14 protein-coding genes and 3 pseudogenes are annotated in these 21,678 nt (G+C 47.4%); 7 read left to right on the forward strand and 10 right to left on the reverse strand.

Annotated features, from left to right (window positions below; genetic code table 11):
• Positions 1-38: 38 nt before the first annotated feature.
• The 5 genes from QT992_RS25420 to QT992_RS25440 all read right to left on the reverse strand — a co-directional run bounded on the left by QT992_RS25420 (position 39) and on the right by QT992_RS25440 (position 4,350).
• Positions 39-1,091, reverse strand: a complete 1,053-nt coding sequence (locus QT992_RS25420; RefSeq protein ID WP_333378018.1) for a transposase — start codon at positions 1,089-1,091, stop codon at positions 39-41.
• The gene (locus QT992_RS25425) at positions 1,051-1,269 is read right to left on the reverse strand and encodes a hypothetical protein (protein ID WP_333378020.1); all 219 of its coding nucleotides are present in this window, start codon (positions 1,267-1,269) and stop codon (positions 1,051-1,053) included. The genes QT992_RS25420 and QT992_RS25425 overlap by 41 nt, the downstream gene beginning before the upstream one ends.
• Before the next feature lie 213 nt (positions 1,270-1,482).
• Complete coding sequence (locus tag QT992_RS25430; protein ID WP_333341772.1) at positions 1,483-2,691, reverse strand: AAA family ATPase; 1,209 nt, start codon at positions 2,689-2,691, stop codon at positions 1,483-1,485.
• A 71-nt stretch (positions 2,692-2,762) separates the two neighbouring features.
• Complete coding sequence (locus QT992_RS25435; RefSeq protein WP_333314403.1) at positions 2,763-3,308, reverse strand: RNA 2'-phosphotransferase; 546 nt, start codon at positions 3,306-3,308, stop codon at positions 2,763-2,765.
• A 322-nt stretch (positions 3,309-3,630) separates the two neighbouring features.
• Positions 3,631-4,350, reverse strand: coding sequence for a class I SAM-dependent methyltransferase (locus tag QT992_RS25440; protein WP_333314401.1), 720 nt, complete (start codon positions 4,348-4,350; stop codon positions 3,631-3,633).
• 516 nt (positions 4,351-4,866) lie between these two features.
• On the opposite strand from QT992_RS25440, the gene QT992_RS25445 reads away from it, so the two are divergent.
• From QT992_RS25445 to QT992_RS33730, 5 genes and pseudogenes are all read left to right on the forward strand, one after another.
• Positions 4,867-7,737, forward strand: a complete 2,871-nt coding sequence (locus QT992_RS25445) for a diguanylate cyclase (RefSeq protein ID WP_333341770.1) — start codon at positions 4,867-4,869, stop codon at positions 7,735-7,737.
• A 27-nt stretch (positions 7,738-7,764) separates the two neighbouring features.
• On the forward strand, positions 7,765-8,346 hold the full coding sequence (locus tag QT992_RS25450) for a Uma2 family endonuclease (protein ID WP_333314397.1): 582 nt from the start codon (positions 7,765-7,767) through the stop codon (positions 8,344-8,346).
• 187 nt (positions 8,347-8,533) lie between these two features.
• Entirely contained in the window at positions 8,534-8,827 is a 294-nt protein-coding gene (locus QT992_RS25455; RefSeq protein WP_333341768.1) for a hypothetical protein, read from the forward strand.
• A 296-nt stretch (positions 8,828-9,123) separates the two neighbouring features.
• Positions 9,124-9,879: pseudogene (locus tag QT992_RS33725) on the forward strand (leucine-rich repeat domain-containing protein); the annotation flags it as partial.
• Positions 9,880-10,362: 483 nt separating this feature from the next.
• Positions 10,363-10,977 (forward strand): annotated as a pseudogene (locus QT992_RS33730) (DUF6745 domain-containing protein); the annotation flags it as partial.
• Between the two features lie 599 nt (positions 10,978-11,576).
• Here QT992_RS33730 and QT992_RS25465 read toward each other — a convergent pair.
• The 5 genes from QT992_RS25465 to QT992_RS25485 form a co-directional block, all read right to left on the reverse strand.
• Positions 11,577-12,422 carry a nitrate ABC transporter ATP-binding protein gene (locus QT992_RS25465; RefSeq protein ID WP_333314391.1) on the reverse strand — a complete coding sequence of 282 codons (846 nt, stop codon included), beginning with the start codon at positions 12,420-12,422 and terminating at the stop codon, positions 11,577-11,579.
• A gap of 144 nt (positions 12,423-12,566) precedes the next feature.
• Entirely contained in the window at positions 12,567-14,567 is a 2,001-nt protein-coding gene (locus tag QT992_RS25470) for a nitrate ABC transporter ATP-binding protein (protein WP_333314390.1), read from the reverse strand.
• 197 nt (positions 14,568-14,764) lie between these two features.
• Positions 14,765-15,610 (reverse strand): nitrate ABC transporter permease, encoded by an 846-nt coding sequence (ntrB, locus tag QT992_RS25475; RefSeq protein ID WP_333314389.1) that lies wholly within the window; start codon positions 15,608-15,610, stop codon positions 14,765-14,767.
• A gap of 80 nt (positions 15,611-15,690) precedes the next feature.
• Positions 15,691-17,091, reverse strand: coding sequence for a CmpA/NrtA family ABC transporter substrate-binding protein (locus QT992_RS25480; protein WP_333314387.1), 1,401 nt, complete (start codon positions 17,089-17,091; stop codon positions 15,691-15,693).
• A 941-nt stretch (positions 17,092-18,032) separates the two neighbouring features.
• Positions 18,033-20,798, reverse strand: a complete 2,766-nt coding sequence (locus QT992_RS25485) for an HAD-IC family P-type ATPase (RefSeq protein ID WP_333378025.1) — start codon at positions 20,796-20,798, stop codon at positions 18,033-18,035.
• A gap of 421 nt (positions 20,799-21,219) precedes the next feature.
• Between QT992_RS25485 and QT992_RS25490 the strand changes: the two genes are divergently transcribed.
• Together QT992_RS25490 and QT992_RS25495 are read left to right on the forward strand one after the other, a co-directional pair.
• Complete coding sequence (locus QT992_RS25490) at positions 21,220-21,342, forward strand: hypothetical protein (RefSeq protein WP_333378028.1); 123 nt, start codon at positions 21,220-21,222, stop codon at positions 21,340-21,342.
• 14 nt (positions 21,343-21,356) lie between these two features.
• Positions 21,357-21,678, forward strand: a pseudogene (locus tag QT992_RS25495) (hypothetical protein); the annotation flags it as partial.

The following is a 21,678-nucleotide window of genomic DNA, read 5'->3' on the forward strand; positions in this document are numbered from 1 at the left end:
AACTGTAGGCCCGTGCTCCAAACCTGGAGCTTCATCCGTCATTTCCAATTCTTTAAGTAAATTACCCAGCACGCTCCCTGAGTACAGGTACAGTGTGGGCTTTCAATAGCCCTGAAATGATCTTGCACATTGCAAAACAATCTCGAACCTTCGGGCTTATTTACGAAAGCCCCAATAGCAGCAATATTCTTACTGCCGTTTAAGTCGGCATCACCTTTCCATCCACAATGACCACAAGCAAACTTTTTGCCGTTTCTATAAGATTCACCCTTTACAGGGTGAATATGATTGCATTTGTGGCACATTTGGCTAGTGTATCTAGGCTCCACAAACAAAATCTTTACGCTATGCTTTATAGCTTTGTAGATCAGGAATTGGCGCAACTGAAAGAAGGCCCAGCTATTGAATCGTCTCCGCTCTTTTTTTGAGCGTGGCTGCTGATTTGTGCGCTCCCTGATTCCCGTCAAATCTTCCAAAGCAATAACTTGATTTTTGTTTTTAGCCTTCGTTACGACACGGTGACTGATAGTGTGATTTACTAAGGTCTGAAAGCGTTTTTCCTTGCCCGACAACCGTTGCAACAATTCTCGACATCTACGCCGAGAGCTGCGTGTGCCTTTCGTGGCTTTTCGCTGGATATTTGCTCTCAACTTGGCATAATGATTTCTAACTTTGGTAATTTGTTTACCGCTAAATGTATCTCCATCAGAAGTAACTGCAATATCAGTCCTACCCAAATCACAGCCCAAAACTTGATTGCTGGGGGGAGGCTCTGCTGGCTGAGATTCAAGCTGAATATTAAGATAGTAACTGCCATTTTTGCGTTTGCACAAAGTAGCAGTCTTGGGGTTTTGACCTTTCAATAATCCAAGTTGGTAGTTCCCGATAGCCAGTGCAAACCGCTCCCTACCACCAGTAGTAGTCAAACTTACTGTCCAATCTTTTTCCCTAAAAGAAAAGATACGGGTATCGTAAGTGACGCTAGTAGGAGCAAATTTGTTAACAGGCTTCCCATCTTTTTTAGCTGTTTTTCTGTTGCCCGAAACCCGTCTAATAGCATGGATTGCTAGCTGCGCCGAAAGTCCAAACATCTCTCTGACCTCGTGATATACCTGCATATTGCATCGCCAATTCATTTGTCAGGGTTGGCGGCACAGTTTGGTTCACATATTCACAAGCATTCGCAAACGCCTGAAGGGTTGCATCAATTTTGAGGGACTGCTCAGGCGTTACTTGGAGCTTGCAAGATACTGTCAGGACTTGTTTCATGACAAGATTGTATCACGTGTTGAAGAGATTCTGTCTGCGTTTATAGATAATTTGTTCAGCTCTTGAGCCTCACGCGCATTCCTCCCGACACTCAACGGGGTACCGTTAGAGTGCGGGACTCCTGCTGTTTTAATTGAAAATCCCACATCGAAGATGGTATGAGAGCGTGTAGCCAGTGCGATCGCCAGATAGCTTGATAATTCAAGAGAGCGCTCAAACAAATTTGTGCGTAAATTCACTGGTAAAATCTACTCTCCCTTTCCGTAACATTGCAGGATCTAATCTTTCAGTGGTGTTGCAAGTCATCAAAACTACGAGTTTTTGCTGAAATTGAATGCCGTGTTCGTCGATGACGCTTTGATACAAAGTTCCATCCAGCAAACTCAAAATGTGTTCAGTTTTGTTAGTGCGTTGTGCTTCGGCGGTCGATCGATCTTGAGCCAAATTATCAGCCTCATTGATAATAATACAAATCCGCTCTAAATAACTCGGTGGCACAAAATTTTCCACAGCATCGTGGTCTAAGATAAAAATCACATAACCCAGCGGAACTAAAATTTCCTTTGCTACCGCTTGCGTCCAAGCAGTTTTGCCCGTCCCCGGTTCGCCACTAACCAAAACAGCCAACTGATTTTGATCCAAAATTGCCTGCTGAACTGTATCGGTAAAACTTTGAACCTCCGCAGAAAACGTGCGAATTGGGAACTGGCTGTGAACCTGTCCGACGCGGCTTTTGTACCCGCCCAGAATCACCGCTAAATTATAAGTTGCCTTGCTAACTAGCGGCGCAATATCTTGGCAAATTAGAGTGTAGCAGCGTCTTCCCCTGTCGTAGCTGTCAATTTGCAGCCAGCAGCCGAATCGGGCCCAAGAAGCATAAACAGTACCCAAAACTTCCAAGCGTTCCCAGCTAACAAATCGCTCCGGGGGATAAGAAAAATGTCTATCCATAAAAGACTGGGTAATCGCATCCGGTTTCCCTAGCAAATCCAGAACTTTGAAAACAGTAATCTCTTGGAGTTTGTTGAGAACGTAGTCGATGGGAATGCTAGCGCGGCTGACCAATTGCACCACAGGCGTTTCGGTAGCTAAAATGTCTTTGTAGCGGTAATCCGGGTAAACTGGCTGCGGAGTAATGTAATCCCAAAATTCATCAATTTCGTAGCGAGTATTTTCCGAGAAGACATTTAAAATATTGGCCCACCAAGTATATTGGTGTCGTCCCATTGCGTCGGCAATGTCGCTAGCTGCCCCTAAAGTTTTTTGAGCGAGTTCTTGGGGGTCGCTAGACGCTAAATGTACCAGGTGTCCCCAATCAAATTGACGGTAAAAAGGTCGCCAACCAGAGCCTAGCAGACCTCTATTTTGAGAATTGTTTTGATGAAAATTGTTTTCGCGATCGCCCATATCTTCCGCACTCATTTTGCAAAACTCCTACTTACCCTTATTTTACAGTTTTTGTGGTACACCTTATACAAAAAAAGTGAAATTTATCAACTTATTTTGAGATAAGCGGGCGGCACAAAATCTACTAACCAAACTTTGTTTTCCGAGCAGTAAAATGTATGACAATCGCGTTGCATGGCTGCGGCATCTACAGTCAAGACTGCCGGGATGCCATGTCTTGCACCTACTTGGCGCGCCGTCTGGATATTCACCGACAAATGAACGTGATGCCGCGACATTTTCCTAATTCCTTGACTGAGAATAGACTCGACGGCTGTGCTACCTGTTCCGTGATATAAAATATCTGGGGGAACAGCGGGTTCTAACTGCAAGTCAACCTCTACGCTGTGTCCTTGGTTGGCACGAATTAGAGTGCCGGTGGAGTCAAAGGAAAAGCGCTGCTTGTCGTTTTGCGCGACTACTTTTTTGAGTTCTGCAAGCTGAACTGGAAAGTTATTTTTTTGGCACGCATCGAGGATTTCGCTAACAGGAACCCAGCCACCGGGAGCGAGTTCAATGCCGATGCGCGAGGGCGCGTGACGCAGGTGTTTGCTGAGATATCGGCTGATTTTTACTAATCGAGAATGGTTCATAATTTTACTTGATTTATTCAGCTTTTAAATCACCTTTTACAAAATTTCACTAGCGGGTTATCTCGTTGATTGGATGCGGGTTTGTTGAATCTGTTTGCACTGCCAGAGGGCGCTTGAGTGAACGCGCCTCTACAGGTTGGCAGAAAATGATTCCCGGACGTAAAAAATGGTCTTGCGCGCGAATTATAGCGGTAAAGTCCGCCCTTAACTACCTACACAATTAGGTTCGGCGTCCGCGAATAAAAAAGTGTTGAATCGGCGATTTTTCACGACCTTTATATTTTGAGAAGCATCAAAAACTCTGCATTCTGCCGAATGCCTTCTACCTTGGGATAACTCCGCCAAAAATAGCAAAATTTAGATAGCGCCAGTGACATCCGGCGTCTGCAAAACCAGCTTCTGCAAGCCACTTTGTCTGCTCTTCTACAGAGGAGGGAATATCTTCTTCTCGATATTTTTGAAACCAGGCTGCATCGTCTTCTCCGTTAGCTTTCATGTACTGCCGCCATAACTGTTCGTATTGCTCAGTCAGCCGGGGAGTAGCACCTGTCACAATATCTCGAATTAGCAAGATTCCCCCGGGATTCATCGAGTGGAAAAGTTTGTGAAATAGCTGTTGTTTGCCTGCGCTGTCGAGGTGGTGGATTGCTAACCCTGAAACTACCAAATCGTAACCGCTGCCGAAATCATCTTCGGCAAAGTTTCCTTGCTGCAAGGTCAGCCGTTCTCGGAAAGCGGACAAGTTAGTTTGGCAAGTTTTCAGCATATTTTGGGCGATGTCAAAGGCTAGGACTTTTGCTTGAGGAAATGCTTGCAGAATCACAGCCGACAGTATGCCAGTTCCCGCACCTAAATCCAGAACTTTTATGTTACCATTAGTTTCAGAAGGGATTAACTGCAATATTACATCGTGTTGCTCGCCATAGCGCGGAATGAGGCGGGGAATTAAACCGTCATAATCAAAGGCTCTTTGTTCAAATTGCTCGCGTACAGCGTCTAAATTCACAGATAAATTCACAGATAAATTCACAGATAAATTCACAGACGATTTTCCTCAAATTGTTAATAGTTGAGTGCGTCAAGGCCGTTGGCCGATTCTCTTCTCTGAAGGCATATTACATTTTATAATACAAAAAATATACAGACCTGTCAAGATGTTGAAGAAAATAATTTAAAAGAAGTTACGGACGATCGCCAGACAGGGACTTTGTGCATCCAAACCAGTCCGTGATTTGGGAACTGTCTAGCCCTGCAGATATATCTCCTTCAGTGTAGATGAGGCAGAATGCCACAGACCCGAAAGCCGGCCGAAGACGAGACTTTGTGCCAGATACTAGGAGTAATTGTGAGAAAAAAGTTGACGGTTATGATATCCGTTTCAAACAACAATGCAACTGTCGGTGTGTGCTCTACACCATAAATTTCTCAGTGATTCCCCCTAGTAAAATATAAAAGATAACAAGATAAAAAGGAATGAGCCTGCAGCCGACGATCGGCTAGATATGAAAAATCAGTCCTCAGATTGACAAACTTTAGCCAACTATAAACAACAATTGAGGTGACTCCCGAGTGGATGTGGTGCCTGCCAAATTTTCAGGAAGATGAAGAGATACAAAATATTACACCCGCCGGTGCGGGAAAGAAAATTGTGATAATGAATCAGGATGCGAGTAGATTAGGTGTCAGCCGTCAGGGGAAAATAGAAGCAATGGAAATCCAACAACGGAGTAAGGATAAGCCCGATCGCCCGCAACAAAACGCGTCCGATCGGCTCGGTCAATTTTCTACCACAAAAGAACTAGATTCGTCGCTACAAGAATGTTTAGATTTTAAAAGAGCGATCGACCGATCGACACTGGCGGTGAGGACTGACGCGCGAGGAATTATTAACTATGTCAGCGAACGAGTTTGCTCCATATCCAACTATTCCCACGCCGAACTAATCGGCAGCCACTTCGGCATCCTCCATTCGGAATATAAATCTTCGGAAATCATCAAAAATCTGCTATTAACTGTTGCCAAAGGTAAAAGTTGGCAAGGAGACATTCAGAATAAAGCCAAGAATGGAAGTGATTATTGGGTGTACGCAGCAGTAGTTCCACTGTTGGACTGCAAGGGAAAACCCTGTCAGTATTTGGCGATCGGATTCGACATCACCGATCGCAAAGCCGTTGAAGCAGCCCAAGCTGAAGCCAACCGGGCAAAAGACGAATTTCTGGCGATCGCCTCCCACGAATTGCGATCGCCCCTGAGCGCGATTTTGGGATGGGCGCAGCTAGCTCGATCACGCAATTTAAACGAAGCCACCACCAGCCGCGCTTTGGAAATCATCGAGCGCAACGCCAAATTACAAAACCGACAAATAGACAATCTCCTCGACCTCTCGCGGTTGCTGCGAGGGAAAGTGTGCCTGAACATCGGCCCAGTTCACCTCCCGTCGATCGTAGAATCTGCGATCGACACCCTCAGTCCCGCCGCCGATGCCAAAAACCTCCGCGTAGAAAAACATTTCGACCCCGCCGTCAGCTACGTTTTGGCAGATGCAGAACGCTTGCAGCAAATAGTCTGGAACCTCCTTGCAAACGCCATCAAATTCACCCCAGAATCCACACCATACCCAGTTCAAGTGCGGATCGAGCCTACTGAGTCGGGCGTCTTGATTCGGGTCAGCGACAGCGGTTGCGGCATCGACCCCAAATTTCTGCCGCACATCTTTGACTACTTCCGCCCTGCAGACAGCTTCCAGAACAAGGAACAAAATCGGCTTGGGCTCGGGCTCTCAATTGTGCGGCAGTTAGTGGAACTGCACGGGGGAAGTGTTTGGGCTTCGAGTCCCGGCCTCGGTCAGGGGGCGACCTTTGGGGTGCTGCTACCGAGCGCCAACAAAAATGCACCCGACGATCGCACTGCTGCGATCGCCCAAAGGGAAAGCAGACCCGGATCGGTTTCCAAACCCCTAGCGGGAAAGCAAGTCCTGGTGGTCGAAAGCAGCACCGAGATCCGGCAATTCCTCAAAACAGGCCTCGAAGCATTTGGAGCCAAGGTAACAGCGGTGGGTAGCGCCTGCGAAGCGATGGCCGAGTTGCAACAGTCGCGGCCCGACGTGTTGGTGAGCGATATGGCGGTGTCGGGAGCCGACGGCTGCGATTTAATCCGCCGCATCAGAGCAATGGAAATGTCCGAGCACAGGGAACTGCTACCGGCCGTGGCGCTGACGGGAGGCATTGAGGAAGAAGATTCGGCCGAAGCGCTGGAGGCCGGGTTTCAGAGGCATTTGTCGAAGCCGGTGGAAGCGAATCAGTTGGTGATCGCGATCGCCCAATTGGCTGGACTGAGTGGATTCGGATCGGGAGAGTGGGGTTCGGGAAATGTCCGGACGACCACACCCCAGACCCCGCTGCCGGAACCTAACAGTTTTGACGACAAAAATCATCTGGAAGAATTAACAAGTGACAGCCGAGAATTACCGCTGTTGCTGGTAGTAGAAGACAACAATTTTCTGCTGGCTTACCTCCAAACTTTATTAACTCCGTACTATCGAGTCGCCGTGGCGAGTGACGGGGTTGAAGGTTTAGAAAAAGCCAAAAGTTTGCAGCCAAATTTGATTGTGAGTGACCAAATTATGCCCAGACAAAACGGGCTGGATTTGCTCAAGGAGATTCGGAACACGCCAGAATTGAAATCTACTCCGGTAATCTTTTTGACAGCCCGATCGGGGATGGAATCTCGGATCGAAAGTTTGGATGCGGGTGCTGACGATTATATTTCAAAGCCTTTTGACGATAGGGAATTGCTCGCGAGGGTGAGAAATTTGTTGCGATCGCACTCAGCCGAACAGCAGTTGGCGGAACTCAACCGTCAGTTGCTGCAGCAGAAACAGCAGTTAGAAACAGTGAACAGAGCCTTGCATTATTTGGCAAATTACGACAGTTTGACTGAGGTAAGAAACCGCCACTCTTTTAATGAATACCTCGATACGGAATGGCGGCGTTTGGCGAGGGAAGAAGCACCGCTGTCTTTGATTATGTGCGACATTGATTATTTCAAACTTTACAACGACACTTATGGTCACCAAGCGGGGGATGAATGTTTACGGAAAGTGGCGGCGGTGATCCAGCATTCGGTAAAGCGAGCTGCTGATTTAGTAGCGCGTTACGGTGGAGAAGAATTTGTAGTGGTTTTGCCGAATACGGATATTGAAGGTGCCACTTCCGTAGCTGAAATGATCGCACAACAGGTGCGGGGTTTGCATATAGCTCACGCTAAGTCTGCTGTCAGCGAATATGTGACGCTGAGTTTGGGTGTAGCTTGCTGCATTCCGGGGGCGAAGTCGCAGCCGGGAGAGCTAATTGCGATGGCCGATGAGTCGCTTTATCGGGCGAAAGAAGCAGGGCGCGATCGGGTTTCAGTTGCCACATTTTTAGGATAATATATATTAGTTAAAGGAGGTCATGCTATGACAGTAACATTAGACAAACCAAAAGACCAACGGTTAATTCACTCCGGGATTGATTGGCAACAATTCAAACTAATCGAACAGGGATTCTCTGACTCCCCCGGAATTAGACTGTTTTATTTCAAAGGTGAGGTAGAAATTTTGGCAGTTTCGCAAGAACATGAAGTCTTCAGCGGTGTCATCGCCCTGTTGCTGGGTACGTATTTTGTCGAAAAAGAAATCGAGTTTACTCCCACAGGAAGCTTTACCCAAGAACAAGAAGGAAAAGCATCCGCACAAGCAGACCAATCTTACTTGATTAACAGAAGATCGGGAGATATTGCAGACCTCTCGATCGAAGTTGTATTTACTAGCGGTAACGAGAGTAAATTGAATCGCTACCAAGCCTTGGGAGTCCCGGAAGTTTGGTTTTGGGAAGATGGATTGTTTGGTTTGTATCATTTGCGATCGCACGGCTATGAAAAAATTGCCCAAAGCGAAATATTGCCAGATTTAGATATTAACTTGTTATCTCGCTGTCTGCTGATGGCTTCTAGGGTTGAAGCAGTTAAAGAATTTCGGCGCGGCATTTCTGGAGATTAGAGGAAAAGAGTGATTTGCTGGTAAATTAAGATCCAAACTTTTACTACTTGGAATCGATCGCACTTCAAACCTATACAAAAATTATTAAACCAGGCTCTTGACATTTTTGTAGTATGTTCGTATTATAAAATTGACAGTCAGAGCGATCGACCTGTCAACACCACCACACAAAATTAACAAAAAAACTATGCAACCGATTAGACAAGGCGACGTAATTCTCACTCCCACAGAGCAAATTAAAGGACAAAAACAGCCTCACCTCACACTCGCCGAAGGTGAAGTTACTGGACATTCTCACCGCATTGTTGAGGGACAAGCTGAACTGTACGAAAAAGACGGCACTCTGTATTTGCGAGTGCTTTCACCCACAGCATTACTGAGTCATGAAGAACATAAGGCTATTGCAATTCCCGAAGGTAATTGGATGGTGCGAATTCAGCGGGAATATGAGCCCCAAGGCTGGCGGTATGTCGCAGACTAAGGTTAACAGTCCTGGACGCATGGGGGGCGCAGAAACCGGGTTTTTACGAAATACTTCGTTGCAGCCCCCAAATTCGGTCAAAAACCCGGTTTCTTTCATCGGAGTGGGCAAGTTCTGTGAATTTTATTGTAGGGTAGGCCGAATAACCCGCTTGTGAAAGCCTTAATTTTACCAAACTCAAATCGAAATTTACTATGTCAGAACAACAAGTAAAACAACCAATTAATCTCAGTAGCTTTGCTGACTGGTGCAAGCACAAAGATAGTCTTTCAAAAGAAGCAAGGCATACAGTTAATATGCTATTACAAAAGGCTGGCACTTCTGACGGTAATGAAGCCGAGAAAATACTTTCAAATTTTACTGAACTGGATTTCAATCACGATCGAACTATCGACATCAATCCGCTGTCGGGACTCATCAACCTGATCAAACTGTCTCTTAGCGGTAATCAAATTACCGATTTCACTGGGCTGTCGGGACTCACCAACCTGAGAGAACTTTATCTCAGAGATAATCAAATTACCGATATAACTCTGTTGTCGGGACTCACTAATCTGACTGAACTGAATCTCTCCAACAATCAAATTACAGATATAACTCCGCTGTCTGGACTCACTAACCTGACAAAACTTGATCTAAAAAGCAATCGAATTACCGATATAGCTCCGCTGTCGGGACTCACTAACCTTACAGAACTTGATCTCTCCTACAATCAAATTACCGATATCAGTGGGCTGTTGGTACTTACTAACCTGACACACTTGTATCTCTCCAGGAATCCAATTACCGATATAACTCTGCTGTCTGGAATCACCAACCTGACTAAACTCTATCTCATTGGTAATCAAATTACCGATATAACTCCGCTGTCGGCACTCATTAACCTGACAGGACTTTTGCTCGTTGACAATCAAATCACTGATATAACTCCGCTGTCGGCACTCACCAACCTGACCTACTTGCATCTGTGGGACAATCAAATTACCGATATAACTCCGTTGTCGGGACTTACTAACCTGACACGACTAATTATCCAGAATAATCCAATCACTGACTTAAATCTGCCCATCGAACTTACTCAGAACTACCTGACACTCTCCACGCAGCCAATTGACGATCAAAAAGCTACAGAAGCAGTGAGAGAAATTTATGCAGCTATCGGTAAAGAAGCACCAAAAGTTATTGTTTGTAGCAGTCCGCAGGCGGCTTTTCTCGAACTTTTTAAACTCCTAGAAATTGACGGTAGATCGCGAGATCAAATATCGGAAATAGCGGTCACAAATTTAGTAGGGGGAAAGTTTTTATCCCACAATTGTTTTCAATGGGCGAACGTAGAATTTTCGGGTTCGATGTTGTGGAAGGCTCTGTCGGATGCAATAATATTAGAGCGGAATGCCGATTACACTCTGGTGTCAGAATTTCAGGAATTGTTAAAAAATGACTTAGAATCGTTGGGAGATGATTTCCGCTCATACTTTGAGGATCTAGAACTACTAAGTCTTACTAATCTGCTAGAAGAAATTCATTTAACTAAATTTTTCATATCGAAATTTGGTATTACTCTCGATGAGAAAGCACAAGAATTACTTCGCTGCAAGCAACAGTTGTTCGAGGAATGCGGGTTGATCTTGCCGTTTGACAAAATTTGCATAATTTGCGATCGCCCCCTGCACCTTCGCTTTGACGCTGAAAATCGCCTACACGCTGAAGGAGAACCGGCGATCGCATTTGCGGACGGCTACAGTTTATACTTTCACCACGGCGTTAAATTACCCGAAGAATACGGAAAAGTACACCCCGATTTGTGGCAAGCAGAATGGCTTCTATCGGAAGAAAATGCCGAACTGCGTCGAGTGTTAATTGAGAGAATTGGTTACGATCGCATAATTCAAGAATTAGCGGTGACAGAATTAGATAGTTGGCAGGAATACACTTTATTAAGCATCGAGTTTGACGATGATTTTGATGACGAGGGTAATCCACAGCCAGTTTATCTGTTAAAAATGACCTGTCCGAGCACGGGATTCATTCATGCGTTGCGAGTGCCTCCTGATGTGCGATCCTCTTCGAGGGCTTCGCTAACGGCTAAAGAAGCAATTCGCTGGGTAAATTGGGATATTGACCCAGAGGAGTTTTCCGTGCAAACCTGAGTGATACAAATTTAAAAAAGTATTGCTACAATCATCACTCTTATACCAATTGTTAAAAGTCACAGAGTCCCGCGCCGGACTTAGGATCGGCCGTTTCCCTACCCGATCGTCTGTACTTCACTCCACTGAAAACCGCTATATTGAAAACAGCCTTAATCCATGAAACACCGATAAACGTTCCTGCAGTGTGCCAGTTCCAAGGGTGGAATGCACCAACCACCGATCGCCCACAAACGGTTAATAACATCAAGAAGAAGCCCACCCTCGATCGAAGGTGGGCTCTATTCATGCCAGCTTACCGACAGCTAGGCAATCGGGTCTCTTCGCTGGTAGACGTAAAATATCGGAAAAAGATCCGAACGTCCGAAAAAACTTCTCGTCCACCATTAAGCTTCAGTTTACCCAACCGGATCGGGAAAATTGCGCCCGCAGCGATGTTCCCCTGACATCGGGGAACACTGGGGCTTAAACTTTTCAATAGACTTCTGCAAAAAAGCTCGTCTTGGGCCGGCAGGATGCCTAATCCCTACTCCGCACAAGAATTAAACTTGTTCGAGAAGTCTCATAATTCTCCTCTTGAACTTTGATTTCCCAACTGATTAGGCATCGTGATCGTGTGCAAAGCGACGGAACAGGAAATCTAGGGCGTAGTTCCGCAAATTGTAGTATTCCGGATCTTCCATCATTTGAACCCGATCGCGCGGACGCGGGAAAGGAATCTCCAAAACTTCACCGATTGTCGCCGACGGGCCGTTAGTCATCATCACCAGTCGATCGGCCAAAAACAGCGCTTCATCAATGTCGTGAGTAATCATCAACACCGTACAGCGGTGATCGTTCCAGATTTTCAGCAACTCTTCTTGCAATTCCTCCTTAGTAATTGCGTCCAGAGCACCAAAAGGTTCGTCTAAAATCAGCACTTTCGGGCGAATTGCCAAGGCGCGGGCGATCGAAACCCGCTGCTTCATCCCCCCCGAAATTTGCGGCGGTCTTTTCTGGGCAGCTTCAGTCAATCCCACCATCGCCAAATGCTCATTGACGATCGCATTTTTTTCGACCTTCGACTTCTCAGGAAATACAGCATTAACCGCAAGGTAAACATTTTCAAACACCGTCCGCCAAGGCAGCAAAGCGTAACCCTGAAACACCACCATGCGATCGGGGCCCGGCTTCTCAATTTTTTGCCCGCTAATTCTGACGCTGCCTTGAGTCGGATGGCTAAAACCCGACACCATATTCAACAGCGTTGACTTGCCACAACCCGAGTGTCCGATCAGCGTAATAAACTCTCCCTCAGCTACAGTCAAGTTAACGTTTTCTAAAGCTCTGTAACCATTTGGGTATGATTTGTGAACATTTTCCATCACCAAAAAAGGCTTCCGGCGATCCTTTACTTTCTTGTCTTGCTTTTTGGTTTGAGTTTGGTTCGTAGTGGTGTTGAGCATGATTTTGGAACTTGTTAGTGGGTTATAGGTGAAAGAAGTTCGGCCACAGATTCTGTAACGGATTTAACGGATGGCTTCCGAAAGTTAGCAACGAGCAACTAAACAGTTAGCAATTACCCTGTTTGCATCCTACTGAAAACCACTTTAAGCAACTCTACGGTCGGAATCAAGTACAACTTCCGCCATCGTGAAATCGCGTTTAATCGCCAGACTGTTGAGATAGCCGATCGGATCGTCAGCATTAAACACCGAGCCGTCAAACAAGCTGAGAGAACCGCGAGTGTAAGTAATATCAGCCATCCCCAGCTCTCGCGCCGCCGTGCTGAAGGCACCGACTCGCACCACCCGTTCCAGAATTTCCACCCAGTTGCGCGGGAACACAGTATCGCCCCAGCGCGCCATCTGCACCATGTGCCAGAGTTGTTCGGTGCGGCTTGGGCGATTCACCCCCTCTCCCGAAAACAAGTGGTGGGCGTATTCCCGCATCGGAGTATCGAGGTTGCAAGCAGAAGATTTGGCGTCGCCGAGTTGGATGTAACTCTTATCAGTAGCGACGTACTCCCTTCCCGCGACGATTTCCGAAACCTCGGCGGCGCGACTTGGATCGGCGCAATAGTTGCAAGCTTCGAGCAAAGCTTTGACTAGAGCAATGTGAGTGTTGGGATAAGCATTTGCCCAGTCTTCCCGCACCCCCAAAATTTTTCCCGGATGCCCCGGCCACAGTTCCAAATCTGTAGCCACCGTAAAGCCGACTCCTTCCATCGATGCCCGCAAGTTCCAAGGTTCGCCGACGCAGAAACCGTCAATAGTGCCGCCCTGCAAGTCAACGATCATTTGAGCCGGTGGGATATTTTTCAGCAACACATCGCGATCCGGGTCAATGCCGCCGGAAGCCAGCCAGTAACGCAGCAACAGGTTGTGCATCGAAGAAGGGTGAACGATGCCCATACGGTGCGTTTGGGCCGGCGTTCTATGCAGCATTTCTTTAAAGTCTGCCAGAGTGTAGATCCCTTGGTCGTAAAAGCGCCTCGCGAGGGTAATTCCGTTGCCATTGCGGCTCATGGTGAGGGCTGTAACCGTCGGAATCGGCTGCTCTTGGTGGCCCCCCAAGCTCAACCACATCGCCATCCCAGAGGGCATTTGGGCTGCGTCTAAGTAACCTGCGGCGATGCCGTCTACGATGCCGCGCCAGCTTGTTTCCCGCACGAGGTGGACTTCATCCAGGCCGTGCTTGGCAAAAAAGCCTTTTTCTTTGGCGACAGCGAGGGGAGCACAGGCTGCCAGCGGAATAAAGCCGAGTTCGAGGTTGACTTTTTCCAGGCCGTGGCGGGCGATCGCGGGTACTTTCCGCGCCCGCAGTTTTTTGACGCGCTTCTGCTGGTTGAGGAAGTAAATCATTTCGCTACGTAGAGCGTAGTAGCTGGGGTGTGAGACGACTTCCATCCGCTTGCGGGGGCGGGGGATGTCTACTTCGAGAATGCCGCCTATCTTCGATTCGGGGCCGTTGGTGAGCATGACGATGCGATCGCTCAGCAACACTGCCTCATCCACATCGTGCGTTACCATCAGGGCGCTGATTTCGTACTCTTGGCAAATTTCCATCAACTTTTCTTGCAAGTTGCCGCGAGTCAAAGCGTCCAAAGCGCCGAAGGGTTCGTCTAAGAGTAACAGTTTGGGGCGCAGGGCCAGAGCACGGGCGATCGCCACGCGCTGTTTTTGTCCCCCTGATAGCAATGCAGGTTGTTTTTCGGCGTGGGGAGTTAAGCCCACCATGTCGATGTGTTTTTGAATGATTTCGAGGCGTTCGGCTTTGGGTAAGCCGCTCATTACCGAGTCTACGGCTAGGGTAATGTTTTCTCTGACCGTCCGCCAAGGTAGCAGGGAATAGTTTTGGAATACTACCATGCGATCGGGGCCTGGTTGGGTGATTCTTTGTCCTTCAATTGTCACCAATCCTTCTGTCGGCAAATCCAAACCTGCCACCATATTTAGCAGCGTAGATTTTCCGCAGCCAGAGTGTCCGATTAAGGAGATAAATTCGCCTTTTTCAATTTCCAGATCGATGCCTTTGAGAGCAACGTATGTGCCGCCGTCTGATAAATTAAATACTTTTTCCAGTTGTTCTATTTCAATCAAAATAGACATGATTTTTTTGCCTTTTTTGTAGGTTTGTTATTTCGCTAGCTGCTAGTTTTTATAGATTAGCAGCTAGCTTTAACTGTCGCTTGTTGGAGATTTCGTAACCCTGTGTAGATTGCAGTTTCCTGAAATATAAATATCGAGTTTTGAACTCAAATCTTTAAACTCAAAACTCAAAATTATTTAGCGAGTTACTTGCACAACTATTTTCCTTGAGGTGGAGCAATTTTTTGCTGCAACCAAGCCATCATGCGATCGAGCAGCAAACCAACAGCCCCGATGTAGACTACAGCTAACAAAATTTCGCTGATGTAGTTTTGCTGGTAAGCGTTCCAAATAAAGAAGCCGATACCTGTAATCCCGGACATCACAATTTCCGCAGCGATAATTGCCAGCCAAGCCAAACCGATCGCAATTCTCAATCCTGTGAAGATGTAAGGAAGTGCCGACGGAAACAAGATATTGAGGTAATACTCTTTCCGAGTAAGTTGCAGCACTTTCGCAACGTTGTTATAGTCGTCTGGAATTTGGCGCACACCTTCAGCCGTGTTGATCAAAATCGGCCAAACTGAAGTGATAAAAATCACGAACAAAGCAGCAGGTTCGTTTTGTTGCAGTGCAGCCAGGGCAATGGGCACCCAAGCCAAAGGGGCCACCATCCGCAAAAACTGAAAAAGCGGATCTAAAGCCTTATTTAGAAAAGGATTTGTACCTACCACAACCCCCATGCCAATTCCCACAGCAGCGGCGAGAGTATAGCCTTTTGCCACCCGTTCCAAACTAGCTAAAGTCTGCCAAAACAAGCCGACTCCGTAAGTTTTGGAGTTCATAAAAGGATACATCAACAGAATCCGCGTCCGTTCGTCAGTCCAAACGCTTGTCGGCCCCGGCAATTTAATAATTCCAGAACTTGACAGGAATTGCCAAACAAACAGAAATCCAATTAGCCCCAAGATTGGCGGCAATATATTCGGGGAATTCTTCTTCCAAAAGTCGCCCAGCGCCGCTTGCGGAGCGACTCTACCTCTCCGACTTGTACTTACAGCCATCCTGCTTATCTCCTCTGTTTCTGCGGTGTTTTCTTTCGAGACTAAATTTTTGAGGCTAAATTATGGGAAGCTTTTACCCATCACACTTTTTTAATCGCCAAACTGCTCAGATAAGCTTCTGGCTGATCCGGGTTGAATTCTTTGCCATCAAAGAACTTCTCAATACCGCGAGACGTACTTTTCGGAATATCAGCATCAGCAACTCCGGCTAATTTAGCTGCGTTCTTCCAGATATCGGCGCGGTTGACTTTACCGATGAGTGTCTTTTTGTCGGCCAAGGTTTTTGTTGGCAAGAAACCCCAGCGAACGCTTTCGGTAATGAACCACAAATCATGACTGGCGTAGGGATAAGAAACGTTGCCGACACTATCTTTCCAGTACAGCGGGCTCCTCTGGAAGTCGTTGATGTCGGGTTTGCCGTCGCCCATGACGTACTTGCCTTCATAGGGAGGAGTCAAAACAGCCGGAGATACGTCAAAGAAGTTTTTGCCCGAAACAATGGCAACTAATTCGGCGCGATTTTCTGGCTTGTCGCACCACTGTTGCGCTTCGATGATTGCTGCTATCACGGCTTCTGTGGCTTTGGGATGCTTGTCTACCCAGTCGCCGCGAATGGCTAAATATTCCTCTGGATGTGCTTTCCAGATTTCGGAAGTTAGCGCTGACATGAAGCCGATGTTTTCTTTGACGATCCGCAAAGGCCAGGGGTCGCCGGTGCTGAAAGCGTCCATGCTTCCGGTTTTCATGTTGGCCACGGTTTGGGCGGCCGGCACTGTCAGCAAGCTGACATCTGTGTCGGGATCGATGCCGTTAGCTGCAAGCCAGTAGCGAATCCACAAGTCTTGGTTAGCCTTGGGGAAGGTGTAGGCTGCTTTGAAGGGAGTGCCTGCTTTCGCTAGGCCTTTGATGTAGTCTTGGGCTGCTTGGTCTAGTTTGAGTCCGAGGCCTTTGCCTTGGTGTTTGCCCGCGATCGCAATTCCATTTCCGTGAGTGTTTAGCTGGGCCAGAACATACATCGGGATTGGGGTGCTGTTTTTGGTGATCAGGCCTTGACTAATTTGATAAGGCATCGGCATTTGCCACTGGCCGCCGTCAATGCCGCCCCCGGCAGATCCGATTTCTACGTTATCTCTAGCGGAGCCCCAGTTGGCTTGTTTGGCGACTGTTACCTCAGTCATGCCGTATTTGGCAAAAAAGCCTTTTTCTTGGGCAATGATTAAAGGTGCTGCTTCGACGATCGGGATGTATCCCAATGAGATTTTAGTGCTTTCAATTCCTTCTACTCTTTTCTCGTTGGCAACAGCAACTGCTGATGTTGCCACCGGCACTGCCCCGCCACCAGCAGCGGCCTCACCGCCAGCAGTTGCACCCGGTTCGGGAGGATTTCCCAAACACCCTTTGAGCAGTATTGAACTGACTGCAGATGCACCGGCTGTAACGATAAATTTACGCCGAGAAAATTGCTCTGAAAATTTTGTCATAGTCTAGCCTCGCTGCAATTCATAATCTTCTGTAACGACATCACTGAAGTTTATCAAGGCGCTTTTTTTCTGTTCGCTAATGGAATTTAGCGAACTGTTTTGAGCGATCCTTGGCAGGAGGGAGCAAAAGATTTATCGCTAGCATAATTCTTTAAACTATCCCTGCTGATTTGACTTTTTTGATTATCGATATTTCGAGCGGCCGAGTTGTGTGAACTCACTTTTTGCGAGCCGCACGTTTTCTTGGCTTGATAATTAACTCTACCTTACTATTGCACAAATTATAAAACAATTATTAAATTCATTTGATAAGTAAATCTTTTGGGCTCGCCCTATCGATAACGAACCGTTGGGAAGGGCGCTCTGGTTGGCTTATCAAAACTGGTTCAAACCAAGACTTGCTGGGTAACGGTTGTAGCGAATGCCGATCGGGCAGCCTTCAAATTTATTGTCAATAAGTTGCCAACATCGCAGCCACTGCACATTTACTTTGTTAATATATGTCTATTTTTTAAAAGCTAATTGTAGTGTATTATACAGAAATAATTAACTTTTTACGATTTGGGTGTTTTCAAAGGGTTAACTGGTTTTCATGGGTGGACTAAAATTCAATACGCTTGGGTTAAAACTGCTTATTCCGGGCGTGATCCCCTCGCATACCCCCTACTCCCCCTGGTTGTTGGGGGACGAAAGAGTAAGTTCTTGTCCCCCCGCAACGATGGGGGGGCGCCAGGGAGATCGGGCTCGGGCCCAAGCGTATTGGCCTAAAATTGGCGCTTAATCCTAAGTGATTTACCGGAGATGATATGACGTGGGCTTTTAGGTTCGATTTTGTGTAAAACAGAGAAACCCGGTTTCTTCCAGAAACCCGGTTTCTGAACACCCGAAATTACTAATCGGTGGCAGTACCTCCAAGTTCGATCGCACTTTTGGGCAGCAGCTTAGTTGGGCGGATCGAACCGGTTGACGGAGAGAGCAACACCGATCATCGGCAGGGCTACGCCGAAGCAAATCAACCACTGATCCAGATTCATCGGAGCCGTCTCAAATATGCTATTGACAAACGGAGAATTAGCAAAGATGATCTGCAAAATCACCGCCAGGACAATTCCCACACCGAGGGCGGGAGCACCGCTAACTTCTTCCTTAGAACCGCTAAATTTAGCAATCAAAGAAGGCAACAACTGGCTGAGACTCAACAGGTAAAAAATTCTCCCCATTACCAAAGCTTGAATCGCCATCGTGCGGGCCAGTTCCAAGGTTCCCCAAGGAGCTTGGCGCACCCATTCAAACATTCCGAAAATCAGAGTCCAGTTGTAAAGAGAAATAGCGATGATCCGCTTGATCCGATTTCCGGTGAGGAAAGGTTCGTTTACCGGTCGGGGCTGCTGTTTCATCACTCCCGCTGACTTGGGCTCGAAAGCCAGGGGCACAGTCATGGTGATCGAGTTGAGCATATTCAGCCAGAGAATTTGTAGCGACAAAATCGGCAATTCTCGACCGAGGAGGGTGCTGAGCAAAATTGTCATCGATTCTCCGCCGTTGACTGGGAGAATGAAGCTGATTGCTTTGAGCAGATTTTTGTAAACCGATCGCCCTTCTTCTACAGCAGATTCGATCGACGCAAAGTTATCATCGGTAAGAATCATGTCGGCGGCTTCCTTAGAAACCTCAGTACCGCTGCCCATCGCAATACCGATATCCGCTTGTTTGAGCGCCGGCGCGTCGTTAACGCCGTCTCCCGTCATCGCCACGATTTCGCCTTGATTTTGCAAAGCTTCTACGAGGCGGAGTTTTTGTTCTGGGGCGACGCGGGCAAAAACTGAGCCGGCTTCTACGGCTTCGCCGAGTTCCTGCTTGCTCATTGCGGCGAGTTGAGCGCCCGTGTAGGCTACAAGTTCCCTGTGGTGCTTGGTTTTGCGGAATCCCATGCGGCGGGCGATCGCCTTGGCTGTAGCGATGTGGTCGCCGGTAATCATTTTGACTTGGATGCCGGCGGTTTGACAAGCTTGGACGGCTGCGATCGCTTCTGCCCGCGGCGGGTCAATCATACCTTGCAGTCCCAAGAAAATCAGCCCTGACTCCAAATCCGAGTGATCGACGGAATTTTGGCTTTGCGGTACTGGCTTTTTCGCTAAAGCCAAGACGCGCAAGCCTTGCTTTGCCATTTCATCGACTTGATGGTGGATTTGTTCGCGATCGACTTCTACCGGATTTCCTTGAGTGTCGAGACTGGAACCGCAGCGGCCGATAATTGATTCTACTGAACCCTTGACGTACAAAATTTTCCCAGTGGGAGTTCGGTGCAGCGTCGCCATGTATTGAAACTGAGATTCAAAGGGAATTGAATCCAGCCGCTGCATTGACTTGGACAAAATTTGCTGGCTCAAATCAGCTTTTTTGCCTGCAGCAATTAACGCTCCTTCTGTCGGATCTCCGACGACAATCCAATTATCGTCTTTGAATTCCAACTGAGAGTCGTTGCAAAGGAGTCCAGCTTGCAAACATTCTTGCAAAGTTGGAGTTTGGCTGACAGTAATTGGCAGTTGGTTGAGTTGAATTTCACCTTCGGGGCTGTATCCCGTACCCGTAACCGAGTAGGATTCGCCGCCAGAATAGATTTCTTGCACCGTCATTTGGTTTTCCGTCAAAGTTCCGGTTTTGTCGGAACAGATGACTGTAGCGCCGCCGAGGGTTTCCACTGCGGGCAATTTGCGGACGATCGCGTGGCGATTTGCCATCCGGGAAACGCCTACGGCTAGGGTAACGGTGATGACGGCGGGTAAGCCTTCGGGAATTGCACCGACAATCAGGGCGACAGCGGGTTCGACTGCTTCTTTAAAGGCTGAAACTCCCTCTGGGACTGGCCGCCCCAATCTGACTGCGAAGGTCAAGGTTGCCATTCCCAACACGAATAACAGCCAGTTTTGACTGAATTGGTTGAATTTGCGGGTTAAGGGGGTGGTGAGGTCGATGTGGCGATCTAATAGTTGGGAGATTTTGCCGGTTTCGGTTTTATTGGCGATCGCAATTACGATGCCGCTAGCTTGGCCAAAAGTGACAAAACTGCCGGCATAGGCCATGTTATCCCGTTCTGCTAGTGGCGTTTCTTGTGGCAGAACCAAGTCTCCCGATTGTCCTAATTCTTTTTCGACAGCAACAGATTCCCCGGTGAGTCCCGATTCGTCGATTTGCAAGTCGCGGACTTTCACTAAGCGCAAGTCTGCCGGTACTTTGTCGCCGGAAGTCAGGGTTACTAAGTCCCCGACTACGAGTTCTTTGGAGGGAATTCTTAATTTTTTGCCGCCCCGAATGACTGTGGCTTCGGTAGTGACAGCTTGGGCTAGGGCTTCAATTTTTTTCTCGGCTCCAGCTTCTTGGATGAAACTAATAGTAGCGTTGGTGGTGGTTACGCCCCAAATTACGCTAGCGTTTAGCCATTCTCCGATCACTGCTTTGATTAAACCTGCACTCAGCAAGATGATCAGGAGGGGTTGGTTAAATTGCAGGAGAAATTTTAACCAGGCTGGTTTCCCTGCTTTAACGGTTAGTTCGTTGGGCCCGAATTTCTGTTGGCGATGGTTGGCTTCTGTCGGTTCTAAACCGCTTTCCAGGTTGGTTTCTAAGATTGTTGCAACCTTGGATACTTCTAGGTAGTGCCAATATTGCTCTGCTACGTCTACATCGTTGGCGGCTCTTGATGGCATGATTCTTGCTGAATATTTGGGGTGTGTGACGAGCTTTGAGCGCTCCTTAATAGGCGCGCTCAATACAACTCATCGCTCGTTGGAGCGTGAATATATTGAGCGACTTAATTGTTGGTTGATTACTTTAACGGGCTGTGACTTACATCTATATTACAACGGATGTGACCGTTTGTGGCAAAAAATTTGGGGGATTTTGTCCGGCGCTAAATCTTGTTTGGGACTTGGTGGCTAAGATGGGGAAAAGTCGATCGAATCCCTTGACATTTTGCAAATTTTAGGTGTGGTTGAAGAAAGAGGGAAGAAGGCAGGAGGCAAAAGAAAAATGCTCCCACTCCCCCTCTCTCCTCCTCCCCCGCTCCCCCACGGACGATCGCATAAATGTTACAACTCACATCTTGCAGCATTCTCAAGAACAGGCAAGATGCCTGTTCCACAAAGAGTGAATTTTCTTGTGGAACAGGCATCTTGCGTCAAGAACGGGCAAGATGCCCGTTCCACAAAGAATGAGTCTTCTTGTGGAACAGGCCGGAAAGCCTGTTGCTAAAAAGCTTATTGAGAATGGTGCAACATCTCAGTTACAACCGAGTTAAGCGATCGTATTCTGAACTTATGGAAATAGTAGTGACGCTGGTGCTGGGTTTGGTGCTGTTGGTCTGGGGAATGCGGTTCGGGCGGGTGTTAGTTCGATCTGGAGTTACTGCGAAGGATTTGTTTAAGGGCAGAAATTCGATCGCCCTGGCTTTGGTGATGCACTCGCGTGCGATCGTTTTGACCGAAAGCAGCCAGGATACAAGCCGCCGGATTCAGGGAGCATCTCAGTTTTGTAAAAAGCATTTTTTTTATTGTAGTGCGAGCGTCCCCGCTCGCGTATTGTACAATA

Source organism: Microcoleus sp. T3_D1, from assembly GCF_036700405.1.
In the GTDB taxonomy this organism is placed as follows: Bacteria; Cyanobacteriota; Cyanobacteriia; order Cyanobacteriales; family Microcoleaceae; genus Microcoleus.

Excerpts from the sequence above, each read along its gene's own strand:
- QT992_RS25420 (WP_333378018.1), bottom strand. The coding sequence starts at position 1,091 with ATGTTTGGACTTTCGGCGCAGCTAGCAATCCATGCTATTAGACGGGTT.
- QT992_RS25425 (WP_333378020.1), bottom strand. The coding sequence starts at position 1,269 with ATGAAACAAGTCCTGACAGTATCTTGCAAGCTCCAAGTAACGCCTGAG.
- QT992_RS25430 (WP_333341772.1), bottom strand. The coding sequence starts at position 2,691 with ATGAGTGCGGAAGATATGGGCGATCGCGAAAACAATTTTCATCAAAAC.
- QT992_RS25435 (WP_333314403.1), bottom strand. The coding sequence starts at position 3,308 with ATGAACCATTCTCGATTAGTAAAAATCAGCCGATATCTCAGCAAACAC.
- QT992_RS25450 (WP_333314397.1), top strand. The coding sequence starts at position 7,765 with ATGACAGTAACATTAGACAAACCAAAAGACCAACGGTTAATTCACTCC.
- QT992_RS25455 (WP_333341768.1), top strand. The coding sequence starts at position 8,534 with ATGCAACCGATTAGACAAGGCGACGTAATTCTCACTCCCACAGAGCAA.
- QT992_RS25465 (WP_333314391.1), bottom strand. The coding sequence starts at position 12,422 with ATGCTCAACACCACTACGAACCAAACTCAAACCAAAAAGCAAGACAAG.
- QT992_RS25470 (WP_333314390.1), bottom strand. The coding sequence starts at position 14,567 with ATGTCTATTTTGATTGAAATAGAACAACTGGAAAAAGTATTTAATTTA.
- ntrB (WP_333314389.1), bottom strand. The coding sequence starts at position 15,610 with ATGGCTGTAAGTACAAGTCGGAGAGGTAGAGTCGCTCCGCAAGCGGCG.
- QT992_RS25480 (WP_333314387.1), bottom strand. The coding sequence starts at position 17,091 with ATGACAAAATTTTCAGAGCAATTTTCTCGGCGTAAATTTATCGTTACA.
- QT992_RS25485 (WP_333378025.1), bottom strand. The coding sequence starts at position 20,798 with ATGCCATCAAGAGCCGCCAACGATGTAGACGTAGCAGAGCAATATTGG.
- QT992_RS25490 (WP_333378028.1), top strand. The coding sequence starts at position 21,220 with ATGCCTGTTCCACAAAGAGTGAATTTTCTTGTGGAACAGGCATCTTGC.